This is a genomic window from Solwaraspora sp. WMMB335 (genome assembly GCF_049179075.1).
In the GTDB taxonomy this organism is placed as follows: Bacteria; Actinomycetota; Actinomycetes; order Mycobacteriales; family Micromonosporaceae; genus Micromonospora_E.
On record NZ_JBMHMF010000001.1, the window covers coordinates 4,243,792 to 4,265,528 of the forward strand.

The window sequence follows — 21,737 nt, forward strand, 5'->3', positions numbered from 1 at the left end:
GCCACCCTACTCGCGAGTAGGATACGCCCATGGGTGACAGGTACGCGAGCTTCGCCAACTCCGGTCCCGGTCGCACCCTGGTCAGGCGGCTCGGCCTGCCCGACCCGCCGCCACTGCGCCGGTACGCCCCAGGCGACCCGTTGGTGTCCGGCCCGGTGCTGCTCGGCGCCGCCCCGGGCGGGCAACTCGCCGGACCCACCCGGCACCTGCTGGTCGACGCCGGTGTCGAGGTGCTCGACCGGCCGGCCGGCCAAGAGCCAGCCGCCCAGGAGCCGGCCGCCGAGAAAGGCTCCGGCTCGTCCCCGCCCCTGGCCGGGCTGGTCTTCGACGCCACCGGTATCGGCGACACCACCGGACTACGCGCCCTGTACGACTTCTTCCACCCGGTCGCCCGAGGATTGGCCCGCTGCGGGCGGGTCGTCGTCCTCGGCACCGCTCCCGAGGCCTGCCCGTCGCCACGGGCGGCCACCGCACAGCGGGCGTTGGAAGGGTTCACCCGCAGCGTCGGCAAGGAGTTCGGCCGGGGCAGCACCGCCCAGCTGGTCTACGTCGACCCGGCCGCGCAGGCCGCCGGCCCGCCCGCGCTGACCGGCCTGGAGTCCACTTTGCGGTTCCTGCTCTCCGGGCGCTCGGCGTACGTGTCCGGCCAGGTCGTCCGGGTCGGCCCGGCACCGGCAGATGCCCGTCCGGCGGACTGGGACCGGCCCCTCGACGGACGGATCGCGCTGGTCACCGGCGCGGCGCAGGGGATCGGCGCGGCGATCGCCCGGGTGCTGGCCCGAGACGGTGCCCGGGTGGTCGCGCTCGATGTACCCGCGGCCGGTGCGGCACTGGCCGGGGTGGCCAACGAGATCGGGGGTACGGCGGTGCAGCTCGACCTCACCGCGCCCGACGCGGCGAACCGGCTCGCCGACCACCTCGCCGGCCGGCACGGACGGGTCGACGTGGTGGTGCACAACGCGGGGATCACCCGGGACAAGACCCTGGGCCGGATGGACCCGGGCCGGTGGGACAGCGTGCTCGACGTCAACCTGTCCAGCCAGGAGCGGATCAACGACGTACTGCTGGACCGCGACCTGCTCCCCGACGGCGGCCGGCTGATCGCTGTCGCGTCGATCGCGGGGATCGGCGGCAACCGCGGACAGACCAACTACGCGACCAGCAAGGCCGGAGTGATCGGGCTGGCGCAGTCGCTGGCTCCGGTGCTGGCGGGCCGGGGCGTGACCGTCAACGCCGTCGCGCCCGGGTTCATCGAGACGCGGATGACCGCCCGGATGCCGCTGGTGCTGCGGGAAGCTGGCCGGCGGATGAACAGCATGGCGCAGGGTGGCCTGCCGGTGGACGTGGCCGAGACCATCGCCTGGTTCGCCTCGCCCGCGTCGGCCGGGGTGACCGGCAACGTGGTCCGCGTCTGCGGGCAGAGCCTGCTGGGCGCTTGACCGGCAGGCCACCCAGCCCGGCAAGGCAACCAGACGGACGTAGCGGAGGCGAGATGGTTGACGAGTACGACCGCGCCAGACCCGTACAGATCGTCGAGTTGGACCAGCCACCACCGACCGGAGCGCTGCTGCGGCGTGCCGCGCTCGGCGCCCTGCCGGGATTACCGGGCCTGGCCGGGCTCGGCGGCGGCGGGCAGCGGGGCGGGGACGAACTGCCCCGGGTCGAGTATCGGCTCAGCGGGCTGCTGGTCAGCCGTGACCACCTCGCCGACTACGACCAGGTCTGCGGATTCCGGCTGGCCGATACGCTGCCCGCGACATATCCACACGTACTCGCGTTCCCGCTGGCGCTGACCCTGCTGTCGGCACCCGACTTCCCGTTCCCGCTGGCCGGGCTGGTGCACGTGGCGAACCAAATCACCAACAGCCGCAGGCTCGACGCGGCCGAGCCACTCGATCTGGCGGTACGCGCGCAGCGGTTGCGCGATCATCCGCGGGGCCGGCAGTTCGACCTGGTCGCCACGGCCAGTGTGGACGACGAGGTGGTGTGGCGTGGAGTGTCGACGTACCTGCGTCGGGAGGGTCCGCGCCGCAGGCCGACGGACCGGACCGCCACCGCAACGCCTGGCACCGCGACACCTGGCACCGCGACACCCGCGCCACCGGGCGGTTCCGCCCGGTGGCGGGTGCCGGTGTCGGTCGGTACGCGGTACGCCCGGATCTCCGGCGACCACAACCCGATCCACACCTCGGCGCTCGGGGCCCGCGTGTTCGGGTACCGCCGGCGGATCGCGCACGGCATGTGGATGAAGGCGCGGTGCCTGGCCGCGCTGCAGGGCCGGCTGCCGGATTCATCCACCGTGGCGGTGGAGTTCAGGGCGCCGATGCTGCTGCCGGCCACGGTGTCGTTCGCCACGGCCCGGACCGGCGCCGGGTGGGAGTTCACGCTACGCCAGGCCCGGACCGACCGGACGCAGCTGACCGGTACGGTCCAGCCGCTCAGCTGACCGCCTGACCGCCTGACCGAGTGGCTGCGCCGGCTGCCGGCACTGGGCGGCAGGGCCGGCCGGCGGGGGCGCCGGCACCCGCCCGGACAAGGCTACTGGCGAGTTAACTTACGGTAGGGTACATACGGCAAAACCGACCTGGAGGGCATGCGATGTCTGAATTTGATCCGGCCATGTTCGCGTCCGCAGACACCACCGAGTTGGCCAAGCTCGTCAAGTCGACTCCGGATGCCAAGATCGCCGAGGTGATGCAGAGCGACCTGCGGGGCAAGGTGCTCGACGAGGTGTTCAACCGGATGCCGGGCCTGTTCCGACCGGAGAAGGCCGGCGCCACCAACGCGGTCGTCCACTGGAACATCACCGGTCGGCCGGACGGCGGCACCGACACCTACGAAATCGTCATCGACAACGGCACCTGCCAGCTCTCCCCCACGGCGGAAGGTGACCCCCGGCTGAGCCTGACCCTCGGCCCGGTCGAGTTCCTCAAGATCGTTTCTGGCAACGGGAACCCGATGATGATGTTCATGAGCGGCAAGCTGAAGGCAAAGGGTGACCTGGGCCTCGCCGCTCAGGTGGCGAGCCTGTTCGACATTCCCAAGCGCTGAGCGCTCAACCGACCAGCGGCAGCACAACTCGGCCGTACCGGAGCGATCCACGGAGCGCTCCGGTACGTGTTCCTTGTTGCACGGACGAATCCCGGCGCGGGTGCGCCAGCACCGGGAAGGTCCGGGTAGCTGGGAGAAGCATGGACCTGCCGTTTCTGTTCATCACACTCGTCCGACGCGGGGTACTCAACCCTGGTCCGCCCGCACGAATCGCCGCACAGCTCGGCGCCCTGCGCCGTTGGGGATTCAGCCTCGCCGGAGAACTGCGCCAGGCCGCCGCCCGGGATCCGGGCCGAATCGCGCTGATCGACGACAGTGACCGTGAGCTCAGCTATCGAGACCTGCTCGATCAGACGGAACGGCTGGCCGCGACGTTGCGGTCCGGGTTCGGCGTGGTCGCCGGTGACCGGATCGGCCTGCTGTGCCGCAACCATCCGACCATGGTGACCGCGATGGTCGCCGCCGGGTTGCTCGGCGCCGACGTCGTACTGCTGCACACCGGTCTGCCCGGTCCGCAACTGGCTGCGGTAGCCGACGAGCAGCGGCTGAAGCTGCTGGTGCACGACCGCGAGTTCGGCGAGCAGGTGGTCACCGTCGGACCGGGGGTGGTCCGGCTGGACGAGATCCGTGCCGCCGAGTTGCTGGCCACCGCGCCGACCGGCCGAATCGCCCCGCCGGCCCGCGACGGGCGGGCCATCGTGCTCACCTCCGGCACCACCGGCGTGCCCAAAGGTGCCCGCCGCCGCACGCCGACCGGCTTCGGCCCGCTCGTGTCGATCATCGACCGGATCCCGTTGCGGGCCCGGGACCGGATCATGATCGCCGCGCCGATCTTCCACACCTGGGGTTACGCCGCCCTGCAGATCGCGTTCGCGCTGCGCGCCACGGTGCTGCTGCACCGCAGGTTCGACCCGGCCGCCGCACTGGCCGGCATCGAACGGCACGGCTGCACCGCACTGTTCGCCGTACCGGTGATGGTGCAACGCCTGGTTCACGACGTGCCGGCACCGCGACACCGCGGGCTGCGGGTGGTGGCCGTCAGCGGATCGGCCCTGGCCGGCGGGCTGGCCACCCGGTTCATGGACCGCTACGGTGACGTGCTCTACAACCTGTACGGCTCGACCGAGGTCTCCTGGGCCGCCATCGCCACGCCTGCGGATCTGCGGCGGGCACCCAACACCGCCGGCCGCCCGCCACACGGCACCCGGCTGATGGTGCTCGCCCCCGACGGCGCACCGGTGCCGGCCGGCCAGGTCGGAGAGATCTTCGTCGGCAACGAGTTGCTGTTCGACGGCTACACCTCCGGCGGCGCAAGGCCGGACGGCGAGCGCCGACACGGTCTGCTCGGCACCGGCGATCTCGGTCACGTCGACACCGACGGTCTGCTGTTCATCGGCGGGCGGACCGACGACATGATCGTCTCCGGCGGTGAGAACATCTTCCCGTCCGACGTGGCCGACCTGTTGACCGGACTGCCGCAGGTCCGCGAGGCGGCGGTGATCGGCCTGCCCGATCCGCAGTACGGCCAGCGGCTCGCCGCCTACCTGGTGCTGCACCCGGACGAGACGTTGGACGTCGAAGCGGTCCGCGAGTACGTCCGCCGCCACCGGGCCCGCTTCTGCGTACCCCGGGATGTGGTGTTCCTGCCTGCCCTGCCACGCACCGCCACCGGCAAGGTGATCACTCGTGAGCTGCCCCGCCCGGCCGGGACCTGAACCCGCCGCACGGTCGTACCCCGTTGGCGTGGCGTCACGGCTCGCGCAGGTGTTGGGCGACCCGTTGGTGATCACGGAAGCGGGCCCGTGCCGCCCGTTGCGCCGGGTCCTGCTCCGGCGCCGGATCGACCGCCGCCGACCGGGCCACCTCGACCCGGTTGGCGTACTCCACCGGCGGGAGCGCCCGCAGCGCCCGCAGCACGCCCGGACTGGCCCCGGCGCGCTCCGCCTCGGCGACGATCAAATCTTTGCCGGCCGGGAAGTCCAGGTCGTTGAGGCTTCCCAGCACCTCCTCGTAGCTGGCCATACCCGGGCGTTACCCGGTACGCGCCCCACTATCCGGCGACCGACCGGTCTCGCCCGGACCGGGTCAGCGCAGGACGAGCGGCCCGCCGCCGCTGTCGCATCTGGCCACCGCCCCGCCCGGTCGGGTCACGGCAGGGCGACCCGGCCGTGTGCGGCGGCCTGTGCGATGTCCCGGCGGAACTGGCCGCCGGCCAGCCCGACCCCGGCCAGCAGGCGGTACGCGGCCTCGCGCGCCTGGCCGAGATCCGCTCCGACACCGGTGGCGCAGAGCACCCGGCCACCTGCCGAGACCAGCTCGCCCGAATCGTCCCGGGCCGTCCCGGCGTGCACGATGCCCGGCTGCTCCGCGCCGGTGATCGCGTCGCCGGTGCGGGCGCCGGCCGGGTAGCCGGCCGATGCGAGCACCACGGTCACCGCGGCCCCGGGCCGCCAGCGCAGCGGCGGATGAGCGGCGAGTGTGCCGGTGGCGGCCGCCCGCAGCAGGCCGGCGAGCGGGGTCTCCAGCAACGCCAGCACCGCCTGGGTCTCCGGGTCGCCGAACCGGGCGTTGAACTCGATCACCCGGGGACCGCCGGCGGTGATCGCCAGCCCGACGTACAGCAGGCCGGCGAACGGGGTGCCGCGCTCACGCAGCTGTGCCAGGGTCGGCTGCACCACCTCCGCCATCACCTGGTCGACCAGGCCAGGTGGGGCCCACGGCAGCGGCGCGTACGCGCCCATGCCGCCGGTGTTCGGGCCGGTGTCGCCGTCGCCGATCCGTTTGAAGTCCTGCGCCGGCAGCAACGGCACCGCCGCGTCACCGTCGGTGACCACGAACAGCGACACCTCCGGGCCGGCCAGGTACTCCTCGACGACGACCTGCTCGCAGGCCTGTGCGTGGACCAGCGCGGCGGCCCGGTCGTCGGTCACCACCACGCCCTTACCGGCGGCCAACCCGTCGTTCTTGACCACGTACGGCGCGCCGAACTCGTCCAGCGCGGCGGCCACCTCGTCCGGCGTACGGCAGGTGACGGCGCGGGCGGTCGGCACCCCGGCGGCAGCCATCACGCCCTTGGCGAAGCTCTTCGAGCCCTCCAACTCGGCGGCGGCGGCGGACGGGCCGAAGCAGGCGATCCCCTTCGCGCGTACCGCGTCGGCGGCCCCGGCCACCAGCGGCGCCTCCGGGCCGATCACCACCAGGTCGGCGCCGACCTCCACGGCCAGGGCGGCGACCGCCTGCGGGTCGGTCGCGGCGACCGGCCGCCGTTGTGCCACCGCCGCGATGCCCGGGTTGCCGGGGGCGGCGATCAGCTGGTCGACAGCGGGATCGGCGGCCAGGCTCAGCGCGAGCGCGTGCTCACGACCGCCGCCGCCGATGAGAAGTACGCGCACGACGCCCGATCCTAGAGCAGGATCAGGCTGCGACCGAGCCGGCCGCCGAGGTCCCCTGTCCAGCGGGAATCCGTCACCTGACCCGCGCGATGCTACTTCCCACAGCTGTCGATGGCGGTGCAACCTACGAAATGGTTGGCGCGGCGGCGCACCACCACCGGTTCCCCGTCGATCATGCTCTGGCTCGACAATGACGCAGCGTCGCGACACCACAGGAGGATGGATCAGGGTGAAGGTGCGGGATTCGGTCACCACAGCCGGCGGGGCCAGGTCGAACGAGGACCGGGTAAGCCACGCGGGTTCGCTGGCCTGGGTGATCGACGGTGCCACCGACCTGTACGACGACTCCGCCCTGCCCGCAGAGCGCGACGGGGTGTGGCTGGTCGACCTGATCGGGGCGCTCCTCGCTGAAGCCGGGACGGACGGCTATCAGGGCAGCGGCGCCGACCTAGCTGGTGGCGAGCACGCGGGTGGTGTCGCCGTCGATGACAGCGGTGGCGTCGCCGATGCGTCGTCGCCGCCATGCAGCAGCGACGCCGGCACACCATGACCTCCGGTGACGTCGAGTCGGTCTTCTCCGGCCACCCGCAACGCCGCCTCGTCCCGCACCGGATCACCGCGGACTGGGCCGGGACCGGCCACATCCTGCTCTGCACGGACGGCTTCGCCCGGCTGGTCACCGACTATCAGCTCTGCCCCGGGTGGTCCGAGGTCGTCGCCGAGGCCCGGGAGCGTGGGCTGGCGTACCTGGAGAAGCTGATCCGGCAGACGGAGAGCGACCCGACCGTCAGCGGTGACCGTTTCAAACGCGCCGACGACGTCGCCGCCGTCCTGATCTGCGCAGGCTGAGGCCGTACGGATGGGAGCATCTGCCGTGTCCGACCGGCCGCCTTACCTCGTCGAACGCAACCCGGGCTACTTCGAGTACCAGTTGCCGATCTCGGTGAAGCTGGTCGTCGACCATCACGATCGGGTGCCGCTGCTGAAGAACGAACGCGACGAGTGGGAGTTGCCCGGCGGCAAACTTGAGGTCGGCGAGTCACCGGAGCAGGGCGTCTGCCGGGAAGTCGCCGAGGAGCTGGGCCTGACAATCACCGGCGTGCAGATCATCGACTCGTGGGTGTACGAGATCACCCCGCTCCGGCACGTCTTCATCGTCAGCTTCGGTGCGGTCTACACCGGTGAAGAGGAGTTGACCTACACCGACGAGCACAAGGAGCTCGGGGTCTTCGGCTACGACGAGGTGCCCGACCTGCACATGCCGGCGCCGTACAAGGCGACGATCGCCCGCTGGCGTGACCTCGTCTCCGGTTCGATATCGAGCTGACATGCCTCCTAGCAGCGCTCGGCGACAGGACATCACGAGGGGTACGCACGACAGGATCTCAATCGACCACCGGATCATGGGTGGGGTGCCCTGCATATCGGGCACGCGTATCCCGGTCGCAACGGTGATCGGGCTCCTGGGTCACGGCTACAGCCTGAGCGAGGTGCTTGAGGAGTACCCGATACTGGCCAAAGACGACATTCTGGCTGGTCTGCGCTTCGCTGCCCATGCGCTCGATCAGCGAGAGCTTCCGCTGCGGCTGACCCCATAGGATCTCCCTCGGCAGGTTGACGCAGCGTCGAAGCGGAGTGCGGGTGTCGGATCCGGGCGGCGCGACCGAGGCGGGTGGCAGCAAGGGCTGGTGGCCGCTCGCCGGAGGCCTCGGGTTTGCCACGCTAGGCCATGCGCTGGCTATCGCCGCGCTGGCGGTCCCGGTCGCGAAACTCGGCCCGTCTGATCCCAACGCGAACCTGGATGCCGGCGACCGGGTCGGCGTTTTCTACGGGGTGTTGTGCACCTACGCCTCCGTACACGTACTCCTGTTGAACGTCGGCCTCGTCTTCGTCTGGTCCGAGCGTGGGGATCGAATGTTCAAGCGAGGGTTGGTCACCGGCTGGGTCGGCGGCTGGGCCTTGATCATCGCCATCGTTGCCACATGGTTCGCGCTCGCGGAGTCGTAGTGCTCTGTGCTCATGCGTGGGCGCGGCCAGGAAGGCCCTCGCTGCCGGTTTCAGGGGGCAGTCGGCTGAGGAGGCCGTCGACGGCTTCGATCAGCTCCGCTGTGCCGAGTACGACGTAGACGCCCGGCTTGGTAGCGAAGGCTTGCGCCCACTGGTTTTCCATGGCATGGCTGGTCAGGATCACCGGCCGGCCGTGCCCGAGGGCAAGGCGTGCCTGGATCCGCGCGCCGCTGGTTTCGCCGGCTTCGACGACGAGGGTCGCTGCCGCGTACCCGCTCATCACCGCGTTGCGCCTCGGAAAGCTCTGCCTGGTGGGAGCGGCGTCGGGCCAGAACTGGCTGATGACCAGGCCGACGTCGGCGATGTGGTCCTGCAGCCACTGGTTCGCAGGCGGATAGTAGTTGCGGATGCCGGTGCCGATGACCGCGACGGTACGGCCACCAGCGTCGAGGGCTGCGGTGTGGGCAGCGGTGTCGATGCCGTGAGCCAACCCACTGGCGACCGTCACTCCCCGGTTGGCCAGCGTCTCGGCTACCGATCGCGTGATGCCGAGTCCGCGCGCTGACGCCTTGCGGCTGCCGATGACGGCTACGGCAGGGTCGTTGGCGCGCAGCTCGCCACGGGTAAACAGCAGCGGAGGCGCCTCCTTGATGCTGCGCAACTGGGCGGGGTAGCTGTCATCGGAGAAGGCGTGTACACCGATCCCGTCCGCCCGCCATCCGGCGATCTCGTCGGCAGAGGCTGCGACCAGCTCCGCACCAGAGCTGGTCGTGGCCGGAAACAGCGCCTCGGGCTGACGCAGCACTCGGTCGGGCATCGCACCTCCCAGATTCAGTCAACGGCTGGACCGGGTGCCGGACTCGTAGGCCAGCGCCCAGGCAACGTCACTCGGGGTCAAGGCGTACATCTCGGCGATGGTCTCGGGGTCGGTGCCTGCCGCGTGCTGTTCGGCAATGGTCTCCGTGCTCACCCCGCCGATGGCGGGCCGGCCGAAGCGGACGTCGGGCCGGACGCGTACCGGCGAATCCGGGTCGGGGTCGGGCCGGTAACTGGCCGCATAGTCGCCGGCCCAGCCCACTCGCCGGTCGAAGGCCGCAGCCGGCGGGGTCAGCGTCAGCCGGTCGTCGGTGGTCGTAACCAGCCACCAGCGCGGCTGCAGGCCGGCGGCGGCCTGGGCATCCCGGACGACGGCGCGTCCATCGGTGAAGACGTGCTGGTCGGCGATCGGGTGCGGCACGCCGAAGTGGTCCCGGAGCAACGCGAGGAAGACCGGCAGCCCGGTCATCGGCACACGATGCGCCTGTCGGTGTTCCCGCAGGTAGGCCGCTTCGACGAACACGGCCCAGTCGAGCACCCGCCGGCCGGGCGGGCGGGCTCGGCTGCCGGACGGGTCGGACCGCCGCTGGCGGCCGTCGGTGACGGCCAGCCAGCGGCGCAGGGTCGACGACGGTACGCGGAGCAGCCGGGCCGCCGCCGCTTCGGTGAACACGGCTATTCGGCGACGGGTACGAGGACTTGCGAGCCAGACCAGTTGATGTCGAGGTTGCCGAGGTCGCTCTCTGGTTCGTCGTTCTCGTCGAGGATGCTGAAGGTGGCGTGGTAGCAGCCGAACCCGTGGCCGCCGGCGGCAAGGGTCGCGACCGCCCAGCCGCGCAGGTTCTCCCCCAGCTTCTCCGGCTGACGTGGGTCGACGGCGACCCGGATGACTCCGAGCAGGTCGTACGTCTGGTCGCGCGTGCCGGCGTTGTCGATGCGGCACAGCGAGAACCCGTACCGCTCCCCTTCCTCCTGCTGGTAAATCAACTTCCCGAATCGGTACACGGGAACCTCCTGGCATCGGTCCTACTCGGATTTCCTCAAGCATGAGGGCCGGGTAGCTTGATATCAAGTAGCCGAGGGTGTTTACTTCGGAGCGAGACCACATTGGCTGATGGCAGAGGAGCTGACACCAGTGCCACCCAAGGGAACCACCCGAGAGCGCAAGGCCGATCCGTTGACCGAGGGCTCGCCGGTCGTGCAGGCCTGGGAGCTGGGCCTGCGGTTACGGCAGCGTCGCGAGGAGATCGGCATGACCGCCGCTGCGGCAGGTAAGGCCGCCGGCATCATTCAGGCGTACGTGTCCGGCGTGGAAGCCGGCCGGGTCAAGTTGCCAGCGAAGAGACTCGCGCAGCTCGTCGACATCTACGAGCTGGAGCCGGACGACGCCGCCGAGTTGGAGGCGCTGCGAGTGGGCGCTGCCCGTCGCGGCTGGTGGCAGGACTATGCCAAGCTCTTCCCGAACGAGTTCCTGCGCTTCCTCGGCTACGAGGCCGGCGCGTCGCAGCTGCGTAGCTTCCACTCCGAAGCCATCCACGGCCTGTTGCAGACTGAGGAGTACGCCCGCGCAGTCATCCGTGGCGGCTCCACCACGATCCGTCTGACCGAGGTAGAGCGGCGAGTCGACGTCCGGATGGCTCGCCAGGTCCGGCTTGATGGCAACGACCCGATCCGAATCAGCACCGTGATCAGCGAAGGCGCGCTGCGTCAGCAAGTCGGCGGCCCAGCGGTGATGCGAGGCCAGCTCGACCACCTCGCCACCCTGATGACCGAGCGGCCGGAGCAGGTCGAGATCCGGGTAATGCCGTTCACTGCCGGAGCACATCCTGCGTTCGGCGGCCCGTACGAGATCCTGTCCTTCGCCTCGCCCCGGCTCACCGACCTGGTCTGGCAGGAGATCCTGACCTTCATCGACATCGTCGACCAGTCGACGCAGGTAACTGACTACGTGGTGACCTTCGCGGAGACCCGTGAGCGCGCGTTAAGCTCCCAGGACTCGCTTGCTCTGATCCGCGAGATCGCCAGGGAGATGAGATGACCCCTCAGGTCGGCACCCCGGACCGGGACTGGTTCACGTCGTCACACAGCTCAAGTAACGCCAACTGCGTCGAGGTCCGCTTCGCTGGCGGCCAGGTGGACGTACGCGACACCAAGGACCGCACCGGCCCAACGCTCGCATTCGACACCACCACCTGGACCAGCTTCGTCACCGGCCTCAAGCACACCCCCACCCAGCCCTGACCGCAGGACCCTGCCTGGTTCCACGGCTGCACCGGACTCCATGATCGGATGCTCTCCAGCTGCTTCAAGCTTGGCGGGTCGTGTAGATGGAGTGCATTCGATCGTCAACCGAGGTCCACGCTCCACTAAAGCCTCGACGCCCGCTCAATCCACTCGTCACAGCCGACTACGCGGGCGTCGTCGGGCTAGCTGAGCAACACTAATGCATCCTGGCATATAGGGAAGGTTTTTGCCCGAGTTGCGTCACCTCGGAGTCGGTATAGTTATATGCCGTCCAGAACAGGTACCAACATCCCATATGAGTGAAGCCCGGATCCCCACCACAGCACTCTACCCGCGAGTAGTACATCAGCATCACTCAGATAGACAACGAATAGTCGTCAATCCGACAAGTCAATATCTTGCAGGTAGTCAACTCTCTGACCAGGGCATTGAACGAACTATCCGCGACCACAAGGGCTTTGATCGTTGTACACGCCGAATGGCTAAGTCGGGTATGATGAGTGCCGGCGCAGGACCGGCTTGCGAAGCACCCCAGGACCGGAGCCACTCGGTCGACTTCGAGTCGGTATCTCGAACGGATGCGTCGGGTATGAGATGCAAGCCGACATGGAGGTTCTGATCCGTGCAGGCAACCGACGAGCGCGCAGGGCGGCAAGGACGGCTTGCGCTGGTTTCCGCCATAGCAACTGTAATTGGTGCGGCAGCTGGCGTCGCTCAGTGGCTGACGAGCATCGGCGCATGGGCCGTGGTCGTCCTCGGATTGGTCGGGCTTGCCGCAACGTCTTGGTCCCTGAGCAAGGTGTGGCGTGACCGCCAGGCAGTGTTCGCCACGCTGCTAGCCTTGCTCCTCGTCGTCATCGCCGGGGTCACCGGGGCAGCGATCGACCGCATCATCAGCCCGAACCGCCCGCTGCCAGACTCGGCCGATCCGTCCCCAACAGGACAGGATTCACCCAGCCTTTCCACCTCGCTGCCAGGGACCGGTCGACCCGCCCCCACGGTACCTGCGAACTCGACAGCTCCCTCCTCGCAGATCCCGACTGGTGAACCTTCCGTAATCGTATACGATTGGAAGGAACGGTGGAGCGACCCGATACAGCTCCGGTTCCCTGGCGGCATCGACTTCGACTATCTACCACCGCCCGGCCGCGCGGGGTTCGGTGGCGATCTCGATACCTCGCGCGACGGCAGCGATATGCGAACGCATAACAGCGGCAAATTGTTGGAGTGGGGCAACGAGGGTGAGCCGTCGCCGCAGCAGTGCTACGAGTTGACCGCACGCAGCCCGGCGGGACAAGATTCGCAGTACATCAACAATCCCCAGGTAGGTAGTTGGTATTGCCTGCTGACATGGAACGACTCACTGCCCGGCCGCATCGTTGTCTTCAGGGTGACCGAGGTAGTCGAGGGAGGCTTCAACCTCCAGGCAACGGTGTGGAACCGCAACGGCGTGTGACATCGGCTAGTACTCCAGTTCGTCAGGTAACTGCCCATGCTCGGCGTGTAGAGCAGATGGAGCGCATCCGATCATCAGCTCAAGTCCGCTCTCCACTCACGGCGTCAATGCCCGCTCGATCTGTTCGCGGAGGTCGGCTGCGCGGTCGTCCTCGAAGCGGCTGAGCAGCGTCAACGCTTCCTGCCGTACCGATAGTGCTTCTGCTTCGCGGCCGGTGGCCGCGAGTGCCGTCGCCAGGTTGTGCAGCGCGACGGCGGCTTGCCACGAGTCGCCGAGCCGGCGGTGCACAGCGGCGGCCTGCCGGTGGAAGTCCGCCGCCTCCGCCGACCTGCCAAGATCTTGATACGCCTCGCCGACACCGTCGATTGCGGTCGCTTCCCGGCTGCGGTCACCGATCCGTCGTTGCAGCGCGGCAGCACGTCGCCCATCTCCCGCTCGGCCCTGCTGAGGAAGAACAACACGTTACCTTCCTGGCCCCGGTCGCCGAGGTCGCGTAGCTCGGCGAGGGCTTCCCGGAGCAGCACGGCGGCCTCCGGCAACTGCAGCATCTCGTACCGCGTCTCACCCAGATTGCTCAGCACCAGCGCCCGCCAGCGACGATTGCCGAGTCGGGTGACCCGAGTTGGGTCACGTTGAAGATCATTTTCTGATCTCGGCGCTGTGGCCTGCCGTGTTGCTCGCGACCGTGTCGAAATCTGCGCACTAACCGACACCCTGACCTCGGCGCAATGTTCCATCTTGGCGACTTCCCTACGCCCCGGAAGAGACACGGGCATCCGATGCGGATGACCAAACCTACCGGAAGAGCCGCAAGGTCGCCGACCACGACGTGCCCACCAGGACCCACGCCGGCGGATGCCGGGTATCCGCCCACGCCGACACGCCGCTATCCAGAGCGAAGGCGCTCCTCCAGTCGGGGCGCTCAACGGGCGGCACCGCTGCCACCAGCGGAAACGCCGCACCGATCGTCGTACGCACCACATGACCCCAGTCGGGTCACTCACGGTGACCAGGGAGTTGGAGCCGGCCCGGGTAACACGGGATCTCCATCGCGAGTGGACTCTGGCACACCTCAAAAGCCAGGGATGACGTCAGTCTGGCTCCACTCGCCGCGGACATGACGATGGCTGGACGGGGGCAGCACGACGCAGTGCCCGAAATGGGCAGGAGGTGACATCACATTCGTGACCGTGCGTGATTACGCCGGCTCATCCACCGACGGTCAGCCGCCGTCCAGCCGGACACAACGGGCTGAGCGGCGGCAGGCAACGGGTAAGCCGGCAGCTGAGCACGGCGGCGGCATGGTGCATCCCGACCCAGGCCACGTTGACGATCACCTTCCGGTCTCGGCGCGGCGACCTGCCGTGAAGTATCCGTCAAGCCGACGCGCCGCTATCCAGTGCGAAGGTGCTCCTTCAGTCGGGGCGCTCAACGGGCGGCACCGCTGCCACCAGCGGAAACGCCGCACCGATCGTCGTACGCACCACATGACCCAAGTCAGGTCGCACGCACCAAATGATCCAAGTCGGGTTGCAGCGCGGCAGCACGTCGCCCATCTCCCGCTCGGCCCTGCTGAGGAAGAACAACGCGTTACCTTCCTGGCCCCGGTCGCCGAGATCGCGTAGCTCGGCGAGGGCTTCCCGGAGCAGCACGGCGGCCTCCGAACTGCAGCATCTCGTACCGCGTCTCACCCAGATTGCTCAGCACCAGCGCCCGCCAGCGACGATTGCCGAGTCGGGTGACGATCTCCGGAGGATCGGAAAAGTAGCGGACCGAGTCGGTCAGCCGGCGATGCCGCAGACCCAGCAGACCCCAGCGCGTTGATCGAGACAGCGGTGCCGAACTCGTCACCGATCTCACGGCGGATCGACAGGGCTGCCTGGTGGCACTCGGCCGCCTCGTCGAGTTGGCGGGCCTGGAAGTGTGCTTTGCCGAGACTCTCCAGGGTTTCGGCTTCCCCACGCCGGACACCGACCGACCGGGCTGACACCAGCCCCATCCGGGCAGTGGTGACCCACTCGTCGAAGGCGTTCTGATGCATGTAGACGCCGCGCAGTACCGCCGCCAGATGCCAGGCGACCTCATGAGCGCCACAATCGTTGGCGAGGCGGGTCGCCGCGACCAGGTTGTGCCGTTCGGATCGTCATCGGGGGTCCACTGGCACCGTCGGCCCGCACCGGCTCGGGGTACTGGTACTCGCAGTCGAACCCGCTGAGCAAGGCGATCGCAGCCGGCGGCTACCAGGCGACCCGCGCCCAACTCGTCGACGAAACCGTCGTCCTCGTCCGCCGTTGACGTCTCGTCCGCCGGGAGCCGACGCACCCTGGCCCGGCGAGGCGCCCGGTCACACCACGGCTCACACCCGGGCAACTCCAGATTCCAGTGCGCTTCATCTGTGCGACACGGCGCGTACCAGGCAGATGGAGCGCATTGGATCATTCGATCAGGTGCCCTGCGGTGCAGCGTGGCTGACGGATCTGGCTGCTGACCGGCCCGGGATGCGGCCCCTGGTCCGTGGCGAACCGGATCCGGTCGCCCTGTTGGATCCGGGTCCGTTCGATGATCTCCTGGTCGTTGACGAACGTGCCGTTCGGCGCTTCGGGTATCGGCGTGATCCATGCCTCCCCAGCCGCGTCGACGGTCACGGTCGCATGGCGGCGGGAGACATTGGGATGGTGGGCGAACAGTTGGCCGTACTCACCGGCCCGTCCCAGTTCCACCGACGTCGGGCTGGCCGGCAACACCACCGAGCCGACCGGAAACGGGATGATCAGGGCCGGCGGTTCCTGTGGTTGATGGCAGTGCGGGCAGCTGTCGTTACGGACGTTGAGGTATGGCGCGCCGCAGTGCCAGCAAGCCGTACGGAGCACGTCGACGTTCTCGTCCGACTCGGCCGACGGCCGCGTCGCGGCACCGGATTCCACCGGTGCCGCGACCAGTTCCTCGCCCTGATGCAAAGGACAGAACCCGCCAGCGTCAGGATGGCTCTTTCTGCACCGCGGGCACCACACGTATTCGTCGCTCATGGTTCGTGCCTTGCCACGAGGGTGACCACGCCGTCGGTGGCCGAGATGTCGGTGATCCGCACCTTGCCTCGGCGCACGTTCTGGTCGAACAGATATCGGGCTAGCGGATTGATGAGCTTGCTCTCCACCTCGTTGCCGATGCCACGGCCACCGTTCGTCAGCGTCTCCGGCGTGGTGCACCAGGCGTCCAGGCGTAGCCGGGCCGTCGGGTCGAGGTCAAGATCGATCTCGTGCTCCCGGGACAGCCGTTCCTCGACGTTGCGCAACTGCTGATCGAGAATCTTCCGGGCGGTCGTCGCGTCGATGAAGTCGAACACCACGATGTTGTCGCCGAACCGGTTCAGCAGCTCCGGGCGGCCGAGTTCCCGGGTGAAGTGCTCCTTGATCGCCTCCTTGACGGTCCGCTCCAGGTCATCGCGCGGGGTCCCGGGTTGGACGAGCTGGATCTTCTCGCTGGTCGTCGGATCGGTCCGGAAGATGCCGAGGTTCGAGGTGAAGATCAACATGCATTCGGAGAAGTAGGTCGTGACGCCCTGCCCGTCGGTGAGGCGGCCGTCGTCGAGAATCTGCAGAAACTTGTCGAAGATCTGCCGGTTGGCCTTCTCGAATTCGTCGAACAGCACCACCGAGAACGGCTTGCGCCGGATCGCACCGGTCAGCTCGCCACCGGCTTCGTACCCGACGTAGCCGGGCGGAGCACCGGTCAACCGGTCCGCGGAGTGGCTGGCGGAGAACTCCGACATGTCGAAACGCAGGTAGGCGTCTGGGTCACCGAACAGCATCGTCGCCAGCTGTTTGGCCAGCTCGGTCTTGCCGACACCGGTCGGCCCGGCGAGAAACAGCACTCCCCGGGGCCGAGTCGCCGAGCTGGCGGCCTGAGCACCGGACAGACCCAGCGCTGCCCGCTTGAGGATGTCGAACGCCTTCACGACGGCCGGCCCCTGGCCGAGGATGCGGGCCGGCACCTCGCGTTCGCCCAGCATGATCTGCTGACGTACGGTCTCCTCCCGCCACGGGTTCTGGTCGACGCCGATCCGATAGATCCGGATCGCGTCGTCGATGCGCGACAGCGGGATCCCCCGGTCGGCACTGAGCCGGGCGATCTCCCGCATGGCGTGCAGCGTCATGTCATCGGTCCGCTGGGCGAACCGGACCACCGCCGGATCCTTCGGCTGCGGCGGTTCACGGTCACCGGTGACGATCCGGGCGAAGTACCGGGCACCCTTGATCCGCTCGGACAGCCCGGGGGTGGGTACCGCGATCGTGCGTACCCGTTCCATGCCGACCGTCAGCCACGCCGGTAGGTCCCGTTCTCCTTCGGTCAGCCAAATGATCGGGTTGAACAGGTCGGACTTGCGTTCGGGCGGCCCACCGAGATGTGTCTCGGCGGTGTCCGCGAGCTTCTGCGCGAACAGGAAGAAGTCCCGTTCCAGCCCGTCGAGTCCGGTCTGACTTCGCGGAATCCGCGCCGCGTAGTCCAGAACGAAGGCAGCACGGATGCCCGACGCGGCAGCGCCCGAGGGCCCATCCGCCGTGGAGCCTGCGACGACCGCGTCCGCATCGATCGGGGGCGGCTCGGCCGCACCGACGACCCGCGCCATGCAGGTACGCAACCGTTCCAGGGTCTGCTTGCGGCCGATCATACGGCGACCGAGGATCTCCTCGGCCGCCCGCCGCGCGTCGCTGTCGTCGCGCGGATAGACCGAGATCCCGTCGACCTGGTCGGAAACGATCAGGCACCGGTACCCCGACGGCCGTAGCGCATGCCAGAGCGCCTCCAACATCTTCACCGGCCGTACCCCGTCCGGCGTACGGCGATCGTGCTCCGGCACGAGGTAGAGGTCCCGGACGTTGCCGTTGAGGACGTACTGCGAATGGACTGCGAGCGTGCCGGCGAGTTCCTGGGTGAACGACGGAAACCCCGGCAGGAAATCGGACTGTGCCTTCATCGTTCCCTCTCATCGGGGTCGATCGAGCGGACGGCGAGGACGCTTTCCTCGACCGGCGGCGCTGGCGATACGGCGTCGGACGAGATCTGGATCAAGGCCGGGACCAGCATGTCGGGGACATGTACCGCCGCGTCGATTCCGCGCCGGTTGAGCTCGGCGCCGACCTGCGACAGGCTGTCGTTGAGGTCCGCACACCGGGTCGCCTCGCCGCCTGCGTCCGGGGTCCGCTGGATGAGTCGCGACTGCACCCGGCCCGTTTCGTCGATCCAGACATCCGCGGTGTGTCCTCCCTTCCACGCCTGCCTGGTCACCGACAACGAGGCGGAGTGGTGGACCTGCAGGCCCGTGCTGACCGAGTAGCCCAGGCCGGCGAAGGCCTCCGCGACTCCGTCGAGCAGCCGGCGACGGTCCAGCTGCTGCTGCGCCCAGGCCAGCGCGCTGCGGGCTGCCCGCTGGTCGGCGTCAGTGAGGTCGGCATCGCCATGGACGACCGCCCGGAGCCGCTCGATCGAATCGAGGCACGGCGGACGCGGCGGCGCGAGGTCGCTGATCATCTCGCTGATCACCGGGTGTTCGAGGGCGGCCAGCAGACCGGCCGCCGTACGTCGGCGGGCGACCCTGGGATTGATCTCCTGCACCACAGTACGGGTCAGGGCGTCGATGTACGTACGACTGGCGCCGACGGTCTTCTGCCGGGCGGCCCGGGCGGCCGCCTTGAGCGCCTTCTCGCGATCGTCCGAGGTCGCATCGGGGTCGAGCCGGATCAGGATCTGCTCGATCTCGGCCTGGGCACGGCTCCCGTCGACGGGTGGCGACGCCGTCACCGGAGCACGGTCCGGTGTGCGGTCCGGCTCGTGCCGCCGAGCGGCGAGTACCGTCTGATGCCGGGCGAGCAGCTCGGCAGCCGTGGGCGAGTCGCCCGCCGGGGCGGGAAGCTGCGCGAGCAGGTGGTGCCGCTCTCGTACCGCCTCCGCCTGCTCCACCGCCGCACGGGCCTTGGCGAGGGCCGCCTGGAACCCGGCCACCAGGCCCCGGACATCGGCCAGCTTGCACCCGGTCAGCTCGATGGGCGACGGTAGCGCCGGATGGACTCCCGCCTTGGCCGCACGCACCGCCAGCATGCGTAGTTCCTGGTTGGTCGATACGACGGCACCGGCGGCCACCTCCCACAGCCGACCGCGGATCTCGTGGTCGTCCTGGGCGGCCGCGCTGCTTTCCATCTCGTCGGCGAGCTGCTCCAGCGCCCGACCGGTCGCTTCGGTGCCAGCCTGCGCGGCCCGGATCGCCAACGTCGCGGCGACCGTCGCGCCGATGGCGACCGCGGCGATCGGGACGACCACCACGCCCATCGGCACGACCGCTATCTCTCCACCACTCATGTGTCCGCTCCTCCCACCGCCCCGACGGGGACGGCATCGGTATCTGACGGTCGGCTCGGCTCGGCCTGCGCGATCCGCTCGGCCTGCGCGATGTGTCTGTTCTCGACATCGACCACGACGCGCCACGCCCGCCAGCGGCGCACCACCCAGATCAGGTGCGCCGTTGTCGTCGCGACGGCCACGAACTGTGGGTAACGCAACGCCGACAGCGTCGTCACGGCCAGGAGGACCAGAATCACGCCGGCGGCCGACAGCCACGCGCGCTGCATCCAGCGCCCGAGTGGCCGCAGGGCGATCACGCCGGCACCCGGGATCGAATACCGGACGTGGAACCGGCCGCCGATCTCCACGGCCAGCAGGCTCTCGGCGACCAGGGACACCAGCAGGCAGATCGACGCGCCGACCCAGGCGAGACCGACCGCGGTGTCTCCGGCCCAATTGACGGCGTCCGCCGCCGCGATGAACGTGATCCATACCACCGCGAACAGACACACGCCGGCAACGGCCCAGCCCAGCGCGACCGGACGGTTCTGCCGCCGGGACCACTCGCGGAAGCTCGCGCTCATTCGCAGGAATTCCTGGTGGTTCCCGATGATCCGGTCCCGGTCGGCCTCGGTACGGGCCCGGCTGGCCGCGTGGCCGGCCAGCAGCAGCGCCGCCCAGATCATCGCGGGGTCGCGGACCAGACGTTCGAACCAGGGCACCGGCACGGGCAGGTCGGCCACGGCCCGATCGAGCAGGTCCTGCGCCGCGGTGAGGTCCTCCGGCCGGCGCAGCGCCACGCGTAGGCAGACCGCCAGCCGCTCCCGGTCGGTGACCACCTCCCGCAGATGCTGCCGGGCCTGCGGGTCGGTCACCTGGTCCACCAGGTCGTCCCAGGCCCGGCGGGCTCCCTGCCAGGCCCGGTCCACGTCGGCGAGCCCTTCGCCACCGGCGTCGGCGTCCACCGGGGCAGCGGTGTCGAAGTCGGACAGCAGCCGGTGGTTCCACAGGTCCGCGAGCACCAGTGCGTCGTCGCCCTCGTTCACCAGTGCGCGGTGGGCGATCGTCAGCAGCCCGCGTCGGGAGATGACGTGATTGCGGTAGACCGGCGGTCGGGTCGGATCGAGGGCTCGCAGCACCTGCAGCAGCCGTACGCCGATCGGCTGCGAACCATCGAGCCCGTCCACGACGTCACGGGCGTGGGCTCCATCGTCGTCCGGGAACTGGTCGAGCCAGCCCCGTAGGTCGTCGAGCCCACCGGCGCGCTCGAAGAGGACGTGCTGCGCGTGGTTCCAGGCCATCGTCATGGCCTGGGCGAGTTCGTTGCGGAGGTAGTAGGCCGTACCCCGGAATCGATAGGGCGTCTCCGCCGCTACGGCGGTCGACGCCGCCGGAGCGGACCGCGACGCCGCCGCGCTCGGCAGGTCCGGATCCTGGCCCACGAGCCACCGGCCGACCTCCTGCGCGCCCCACCGCTCGGCGGGGTCCGGGACCAGCAGACCCTGGCACAGGTCGCGCAGCCGGTGCCGCCGCTCGGACTTGTCCGCGGACGGGTCGTCGGGCACACCGGAGACGTCGACAGATCGCGACGAGCCGAAGTGGCGGCGGATGTCGGCTGGGGCCAGGCCCTCGAACGGGTGCTCGCCAGCGGCCAGCTCGAGCAGGGTCATCCCGAGTCCCCACCAGTCGGTGGCCGCGCCGACCTGGCCGAGGTTGCTCCACTCCGGCGGCTGGTACGCCGGATTCGGATCGTCCGGCCACTCGGTGCCGTCCAGCGGACCGGAGATGCCGAAGTCGACGAGGGTCACGTCGACGGACGGATCACTCCGGATCATGATGTTGGCGGGCTTCACGTCGCGATGCACGAAACCGGCACGGTGCAACCCGATCAGGGCTGCCGAAACCTGCTGCACCACCGCGTGCAGTTGCGCGAAACCGAGCCCACTCGGCCTCGCCACCGACTCTTCCCGCAGGGTGCGGCCCGCGACGTACGCCGTCACGGTGTAGCCCGGCGCGAGTTCGAGATGCCGGACCACGTGACCGTGTGACACGCCGAGGTAGGCGGCCAGCCCAGGGTGCGGGTCACGGGGCCGCTGGTGGCGCTTGAGCACCGCTTGGCTGCCGTCGCCGCGTACCCGGACCAGGTACATCTCGCCCTGGCTCGATGGCGGGTCCAGGCGGCGGATGAGCTCGTACCGCGCGGCCAGTGGATCAGGTAGACCATCGTCGGGCCAGTCGGCCGGACCGGACTGCGGCCGCCGGCGCCCGGCGTCCACGATGGTGTCGGCCAGCCCGGCGCCGCCACGCGGCGTGGGCACCGTGAACTGTCGCGTCCGGCCCCGGTCCAGCACCGTCACGTCCAGATCGGCCGGTGCCCCAGGCTGGCTCATCCGCCGTCGACCCCTTTGCGCTCCGGTCCGCCAGAACTCTGGTGA

Annotated in this window: 23 protein-coding genes; 12 read left to right on the plus strand and 11 right to left on the minus strand. The window is 69.4% G+C overall.

Features of this window, described 5'->3' with window-relative positions:
- Positions 1 to 29: 29 nt before the first annotated feature.
- From ACN27F_RS18225 to ACN27F_RS18240, 4 genes are all read left to right on the plus strand, one after another.
- Complete coding sequence (locus tag ACN27F_RS18225) at positions 30 to 1,439, plus strand: 3-oxoacyl-ACP reductase (RefSeq protein WP_421434911.1); 1,410 nt, start codon at positions 30 to 32, stop codon at positions 1,437 to 1,439.
- Between the two features lie 53 nt (positions 1,440 to 1,492).
- Positions 1,493 to 2,446 (plus strand): MaoC family dehydratase, encoded by a 954-nt coding sequence (locus ACN27F_RS18230; RefSeq protein WP_421434912.1) that lies wholly within the window; start codon positions 1,493 to 1,495, stop codon positions 2,444 to 2,446.
- A gap of 152 nt (positions 2,447 to 2,598) precedes the next feature.
- Positions 2,599 to 3,051, plus strand: coding sequence for an SCP2 sterol-binding domain-containing protein (locus ACN27F_RS18235; RefSeq protein ID WP_421434914.1), 453 nt, complete (start codon positions 2,599 to 2,601; stop codon positions 3,049 to 3,051).
- A gap of 140 nt (positions 3,052 to 3,191) precedes the next feature.
- Positions 3,192 to 4,766: an AMP-binding protein gene (locus ACN27F_RS18240; protein WP_421434916.1), complete on the plus strand. Its 1,575-nt coding sequence runs from the start codon at positions 3,192 to 3,194 to the stop codon at positions 4,764 to 4,766.
- A 34-nt stretch (positions 4,767 to 4,800) separates the two neighbouring features.
- Here ACN27F_RS18240 and ACN27F_RS18245 read toward each other — a convergent pair whose 3' ends face one another.
- Positions 4,801 to 5,073, minus strand: a complete 273-nt coding sequence (locus ACN27F_RS18245) for a DUF2795 domain-containing protein (protein WP_421434919.1) — start codon at positions 5,071 to 5,073, stop codon at positions 4,801 to 4,803.
- Positions 5,074 to 5,198: 125 nt separating this feature from the next.
- Positions 5,199 to 6,443: a phosphoribosylamine--glycine ligase gene (gene purD / locus ACN27F_RS18250; RefSeq protein ID WP_421434921.1), complete on the minus strand. Its 1,245-nt coding sequence runs from the start codon at positions 6,441 to 6,443 to the stop codon at positions 5,199 to 5,201.
- A 229-nt stretch (positions 6,444 to 6,672) separates the two neighbouring features.
- On the opposite strand from purD, the gene ACN27F_RS18255 reads away from it, so the two are divergent.
- Genes ACN27F_RS18255 through ACN27F_RS18275 form a run of 5 tightly spaced genes read left to right on the plus strand, consistent with a single transcriptional unit; the run spans position 6,673 to position 8,450 of the window.
- A complete protein-coding gene (locus ACN27F_RS18255) occupies positions 6,673 to 6,993 on the plus strand; it encodes a hypothetical protein (protein ID WP_421434923.1) in 321 nt (106 codons plus the stop codon).
- Positions 6,966 to 7,292, plus strand: a complete 327-nt coding sequence (locus tag ACN27F_RS18260; protein ID WP_421434925.1) for a hypothetical protein — start codon at positions 6,966 to 6,968, stop codon at positions 7,290 to 7,292. Before ACN27F_RS18255 ends, ACN27F_RS18260 begins: the two co-directional genes overlap by 28 nt.
- Before the next feature lie 25 nt (positions 7,293 to 7,317).
- Positions 7,318 to 7,770, plus strand: coding sequence for an NUDIX domain-containing protein (locus ACN27F_RS18265; RefSeq protein ID WP_421434926.1), 453 nt, complete (start codon positions 7,318 to 7,320; stop codon positions 7,768 to 7,770).
- A gap of 1 nt (position 7,771) precedes the next feature.
- Positions 7,772 to 8,041, plus strand: coding sequence for a DUF433 domain-containing protein (locus ACN27F_RS18270; protein WP_421434928.1), 270 nt, complete (start codon positions 7,772 to 7,774; stop codon positions 8,039 to 8,041).
- A 43-nt stretch (positions 8,042 to 8,084) separates the two neighbouring features.
- Positions 8,085 to 8,450 (plus strand): hypothetical protein, encoded by a 366-nt coding sequence (locus ACN27F_RS18275; RefSeq protein ID WP_421434931.1) that lies wholly within the window; start codon positions 8,085 to 8,087, stop codon positions 8,448 to 8,450.
- A gap of 10 nt (positions 8,451 to 8,460) precedes the next feature.
- Here the strand turns inward: ACN27F_RS18275 and ACN27F_RS18280 are convergent, their stop codons facing one another.
- From ACN27F_RS18280 to ACN27F_RS18290, 3 genes are read right to left on the minus strand one after another with little or no spacing between them, the layout of a single operon-like run.
- The gene (locus ACN27F_RS18280; protein ID WP_421434932.1) at positions 8,461 to 9,267 is read right to left on the minus strand and encodes a DNA-processing protein DprA; all 807 of its coding nucleotides are present in this window, start codon (positions 9,265 to 9,267) and stop codon (positions 8,461 to 8,463) included.
- Between the two features lie 18 nt (positions 9,268 to 9,285).
- Positions 9,286 to 9,939, minus strand: a complete 654-nt coding sequence (locus ACN27F_RS18285; protein WP_421434934.1) for a DUF433 domain-containing protein — start codon at positions 9,937 to 9,939, stop codon at positions 9,286 to 9,288.
- A gap of 2 nt (positions 9,940 to 9,941) precedes the next feature.
- Positions 9,942 to 10,271 carry a hypothetical protein gene (locus ACN27F_RS18290; protein WP_421434936.1) on the minus strand — a complete coding sequence of 110 codons (330 nt, stop codon included), beginning with the start codon at positions 10,269 to 10,271 and terminating at the stop codon, positions 9,942 to 9,944.
- Positions 10,272 to 10,401: 130 nt separating this feature from the next.
- Between ACN27F_RS18290 and ACN27F_RS18295 the strand changes: the two genes are divergently transcribed.
- The 3 genes from ACN27F_RS18295 (at position 10,402) to ACN27F_RS18305 (ending at position 12,966) form a co-directional block, all read left to right on the plus strand.
- On the plus strand, positions 10,402 to 11,304 hold the full coding sequence (locus ACN27F_RS18295) for a helix-turn-helix domain-containing protein (protein ID WP_421434938.1): 903 nt from the start codon (positions 10,402 to 10,404) through the stop codon (positions 11,302 to 11,304).
- Entirely contained in the window at positions 11,301 to 11,507 is a 207-nt protein-coding gene (locus ACN27F_RS18300; RefSeq protein WP_421434942.1) for a DUF397 domain-containing protein, read from the plus strand. The genes ACN27F_RS18295 and ACN27F_RS18300 overlap by 4 nt, the downstream gene beginning before the upstream one ends.
- A gap of 625 nt (positions 11,508 to 12,132) precedes the next feature.
- Positions 12,133 to 12,966 (plus strand): hypothetical protein, encoded by an 834-nt coding sequence (locus tag ACN27F_RS18305; protein WP_421434944.1) that lies wholly within the window; start codon positions 12,133 to 12,135, stop codon positions 12,964 to 12,966.
- A gap of 96 nt (positions 12,967 to 13,062) precedes the next feature.
- Here the strand turns inward: ACN27F_RS18305 and ACN27F_RS18310 are convergent, their stop codons facing one another.
- The 6 genes from ACN27F_RS18310 to ACN27F_RS18335 all read right to left on the minus strand — a co-directional run bounded on the left by ACN27F_RS18310 (position 13,063) and on the right by ACN27F_RS18335 (position 21,692).
- Positions 13,063 to 13,374, minus strand: coding sequence for a tetratricopeptide repeat protein (locus ACN27F_RS18310; protein ID WP_421440290.1), 312 nt, complete (start codon positions 13,372 to 13,374; stop codon positions 13,063 to 13,065).
- Positions 13,375 to 14,381: 1,007 nt separating this feature from the next.
- A complete protein-coding gene (locus ACN27F_RS18315) occupies positions 14,382 to 14,618 on the minus strand; it encodes a hypothetical protein (protein WP_421434946.1) in 237 nt (78 codons plus the stop codon).
- Between the two features lie 783 nt (positions 14,619 to 15,401).
- Positions 15,402 to 15,923: an FHA domain-containing protein gene (locus ACN27F_RS18320; RefSeq protein ID WP_421434948.1), complete on the minus strand. Its 522-nt coding sequence runs from the start codon at positions 15,921 to 15,923 to the stop codon at positions 15,402 to 15,404.
- 65 nt (positions 15,924 to 15,988) lie between these two features.
- Entirely contained in the window at positions 15,989 to 17,941 is a 1,953-nt protein-coding gene (locus tag ACN27F_RS18325) for an AAA family ATPase (RefSeq protein WP_421434950.1), read from the minus strand.
- The gene (locus ACN27F_RS18330; RefSeq protein ID WP_421434953.1) at positions 17,938 to 19,320 is read right to left on the minus strand and encodes a hypothetical protein; all 1,383 of its coding nucleotides are present in this window, start codon (positions 19,318 to 19,320) and stop codon (positions 17,938 to 17,940) included. The genes ACN27F_RS18325 and ACN27F_RS18330 overlap by 4 nt, the downstream gene beginning before the upstream one ends.
- Positions 19,317 to 21,692, minus strand: coding sequence for a protein kinase domain-containing protein (locus tag ACN27F_RS18335; protein ID WP_421434955.1), 2,376 nt, complete (start codon positions 21,690 to 21,692; stop codon positions 19,317 to 19,319). Before ACN27F_RS18335 ends, ACN27F_RS18330 begins: the two co-directional genes overlap by 4 nt.
- Positions 21,693 to 21,737: the final 45 nt, after the last annotated feature.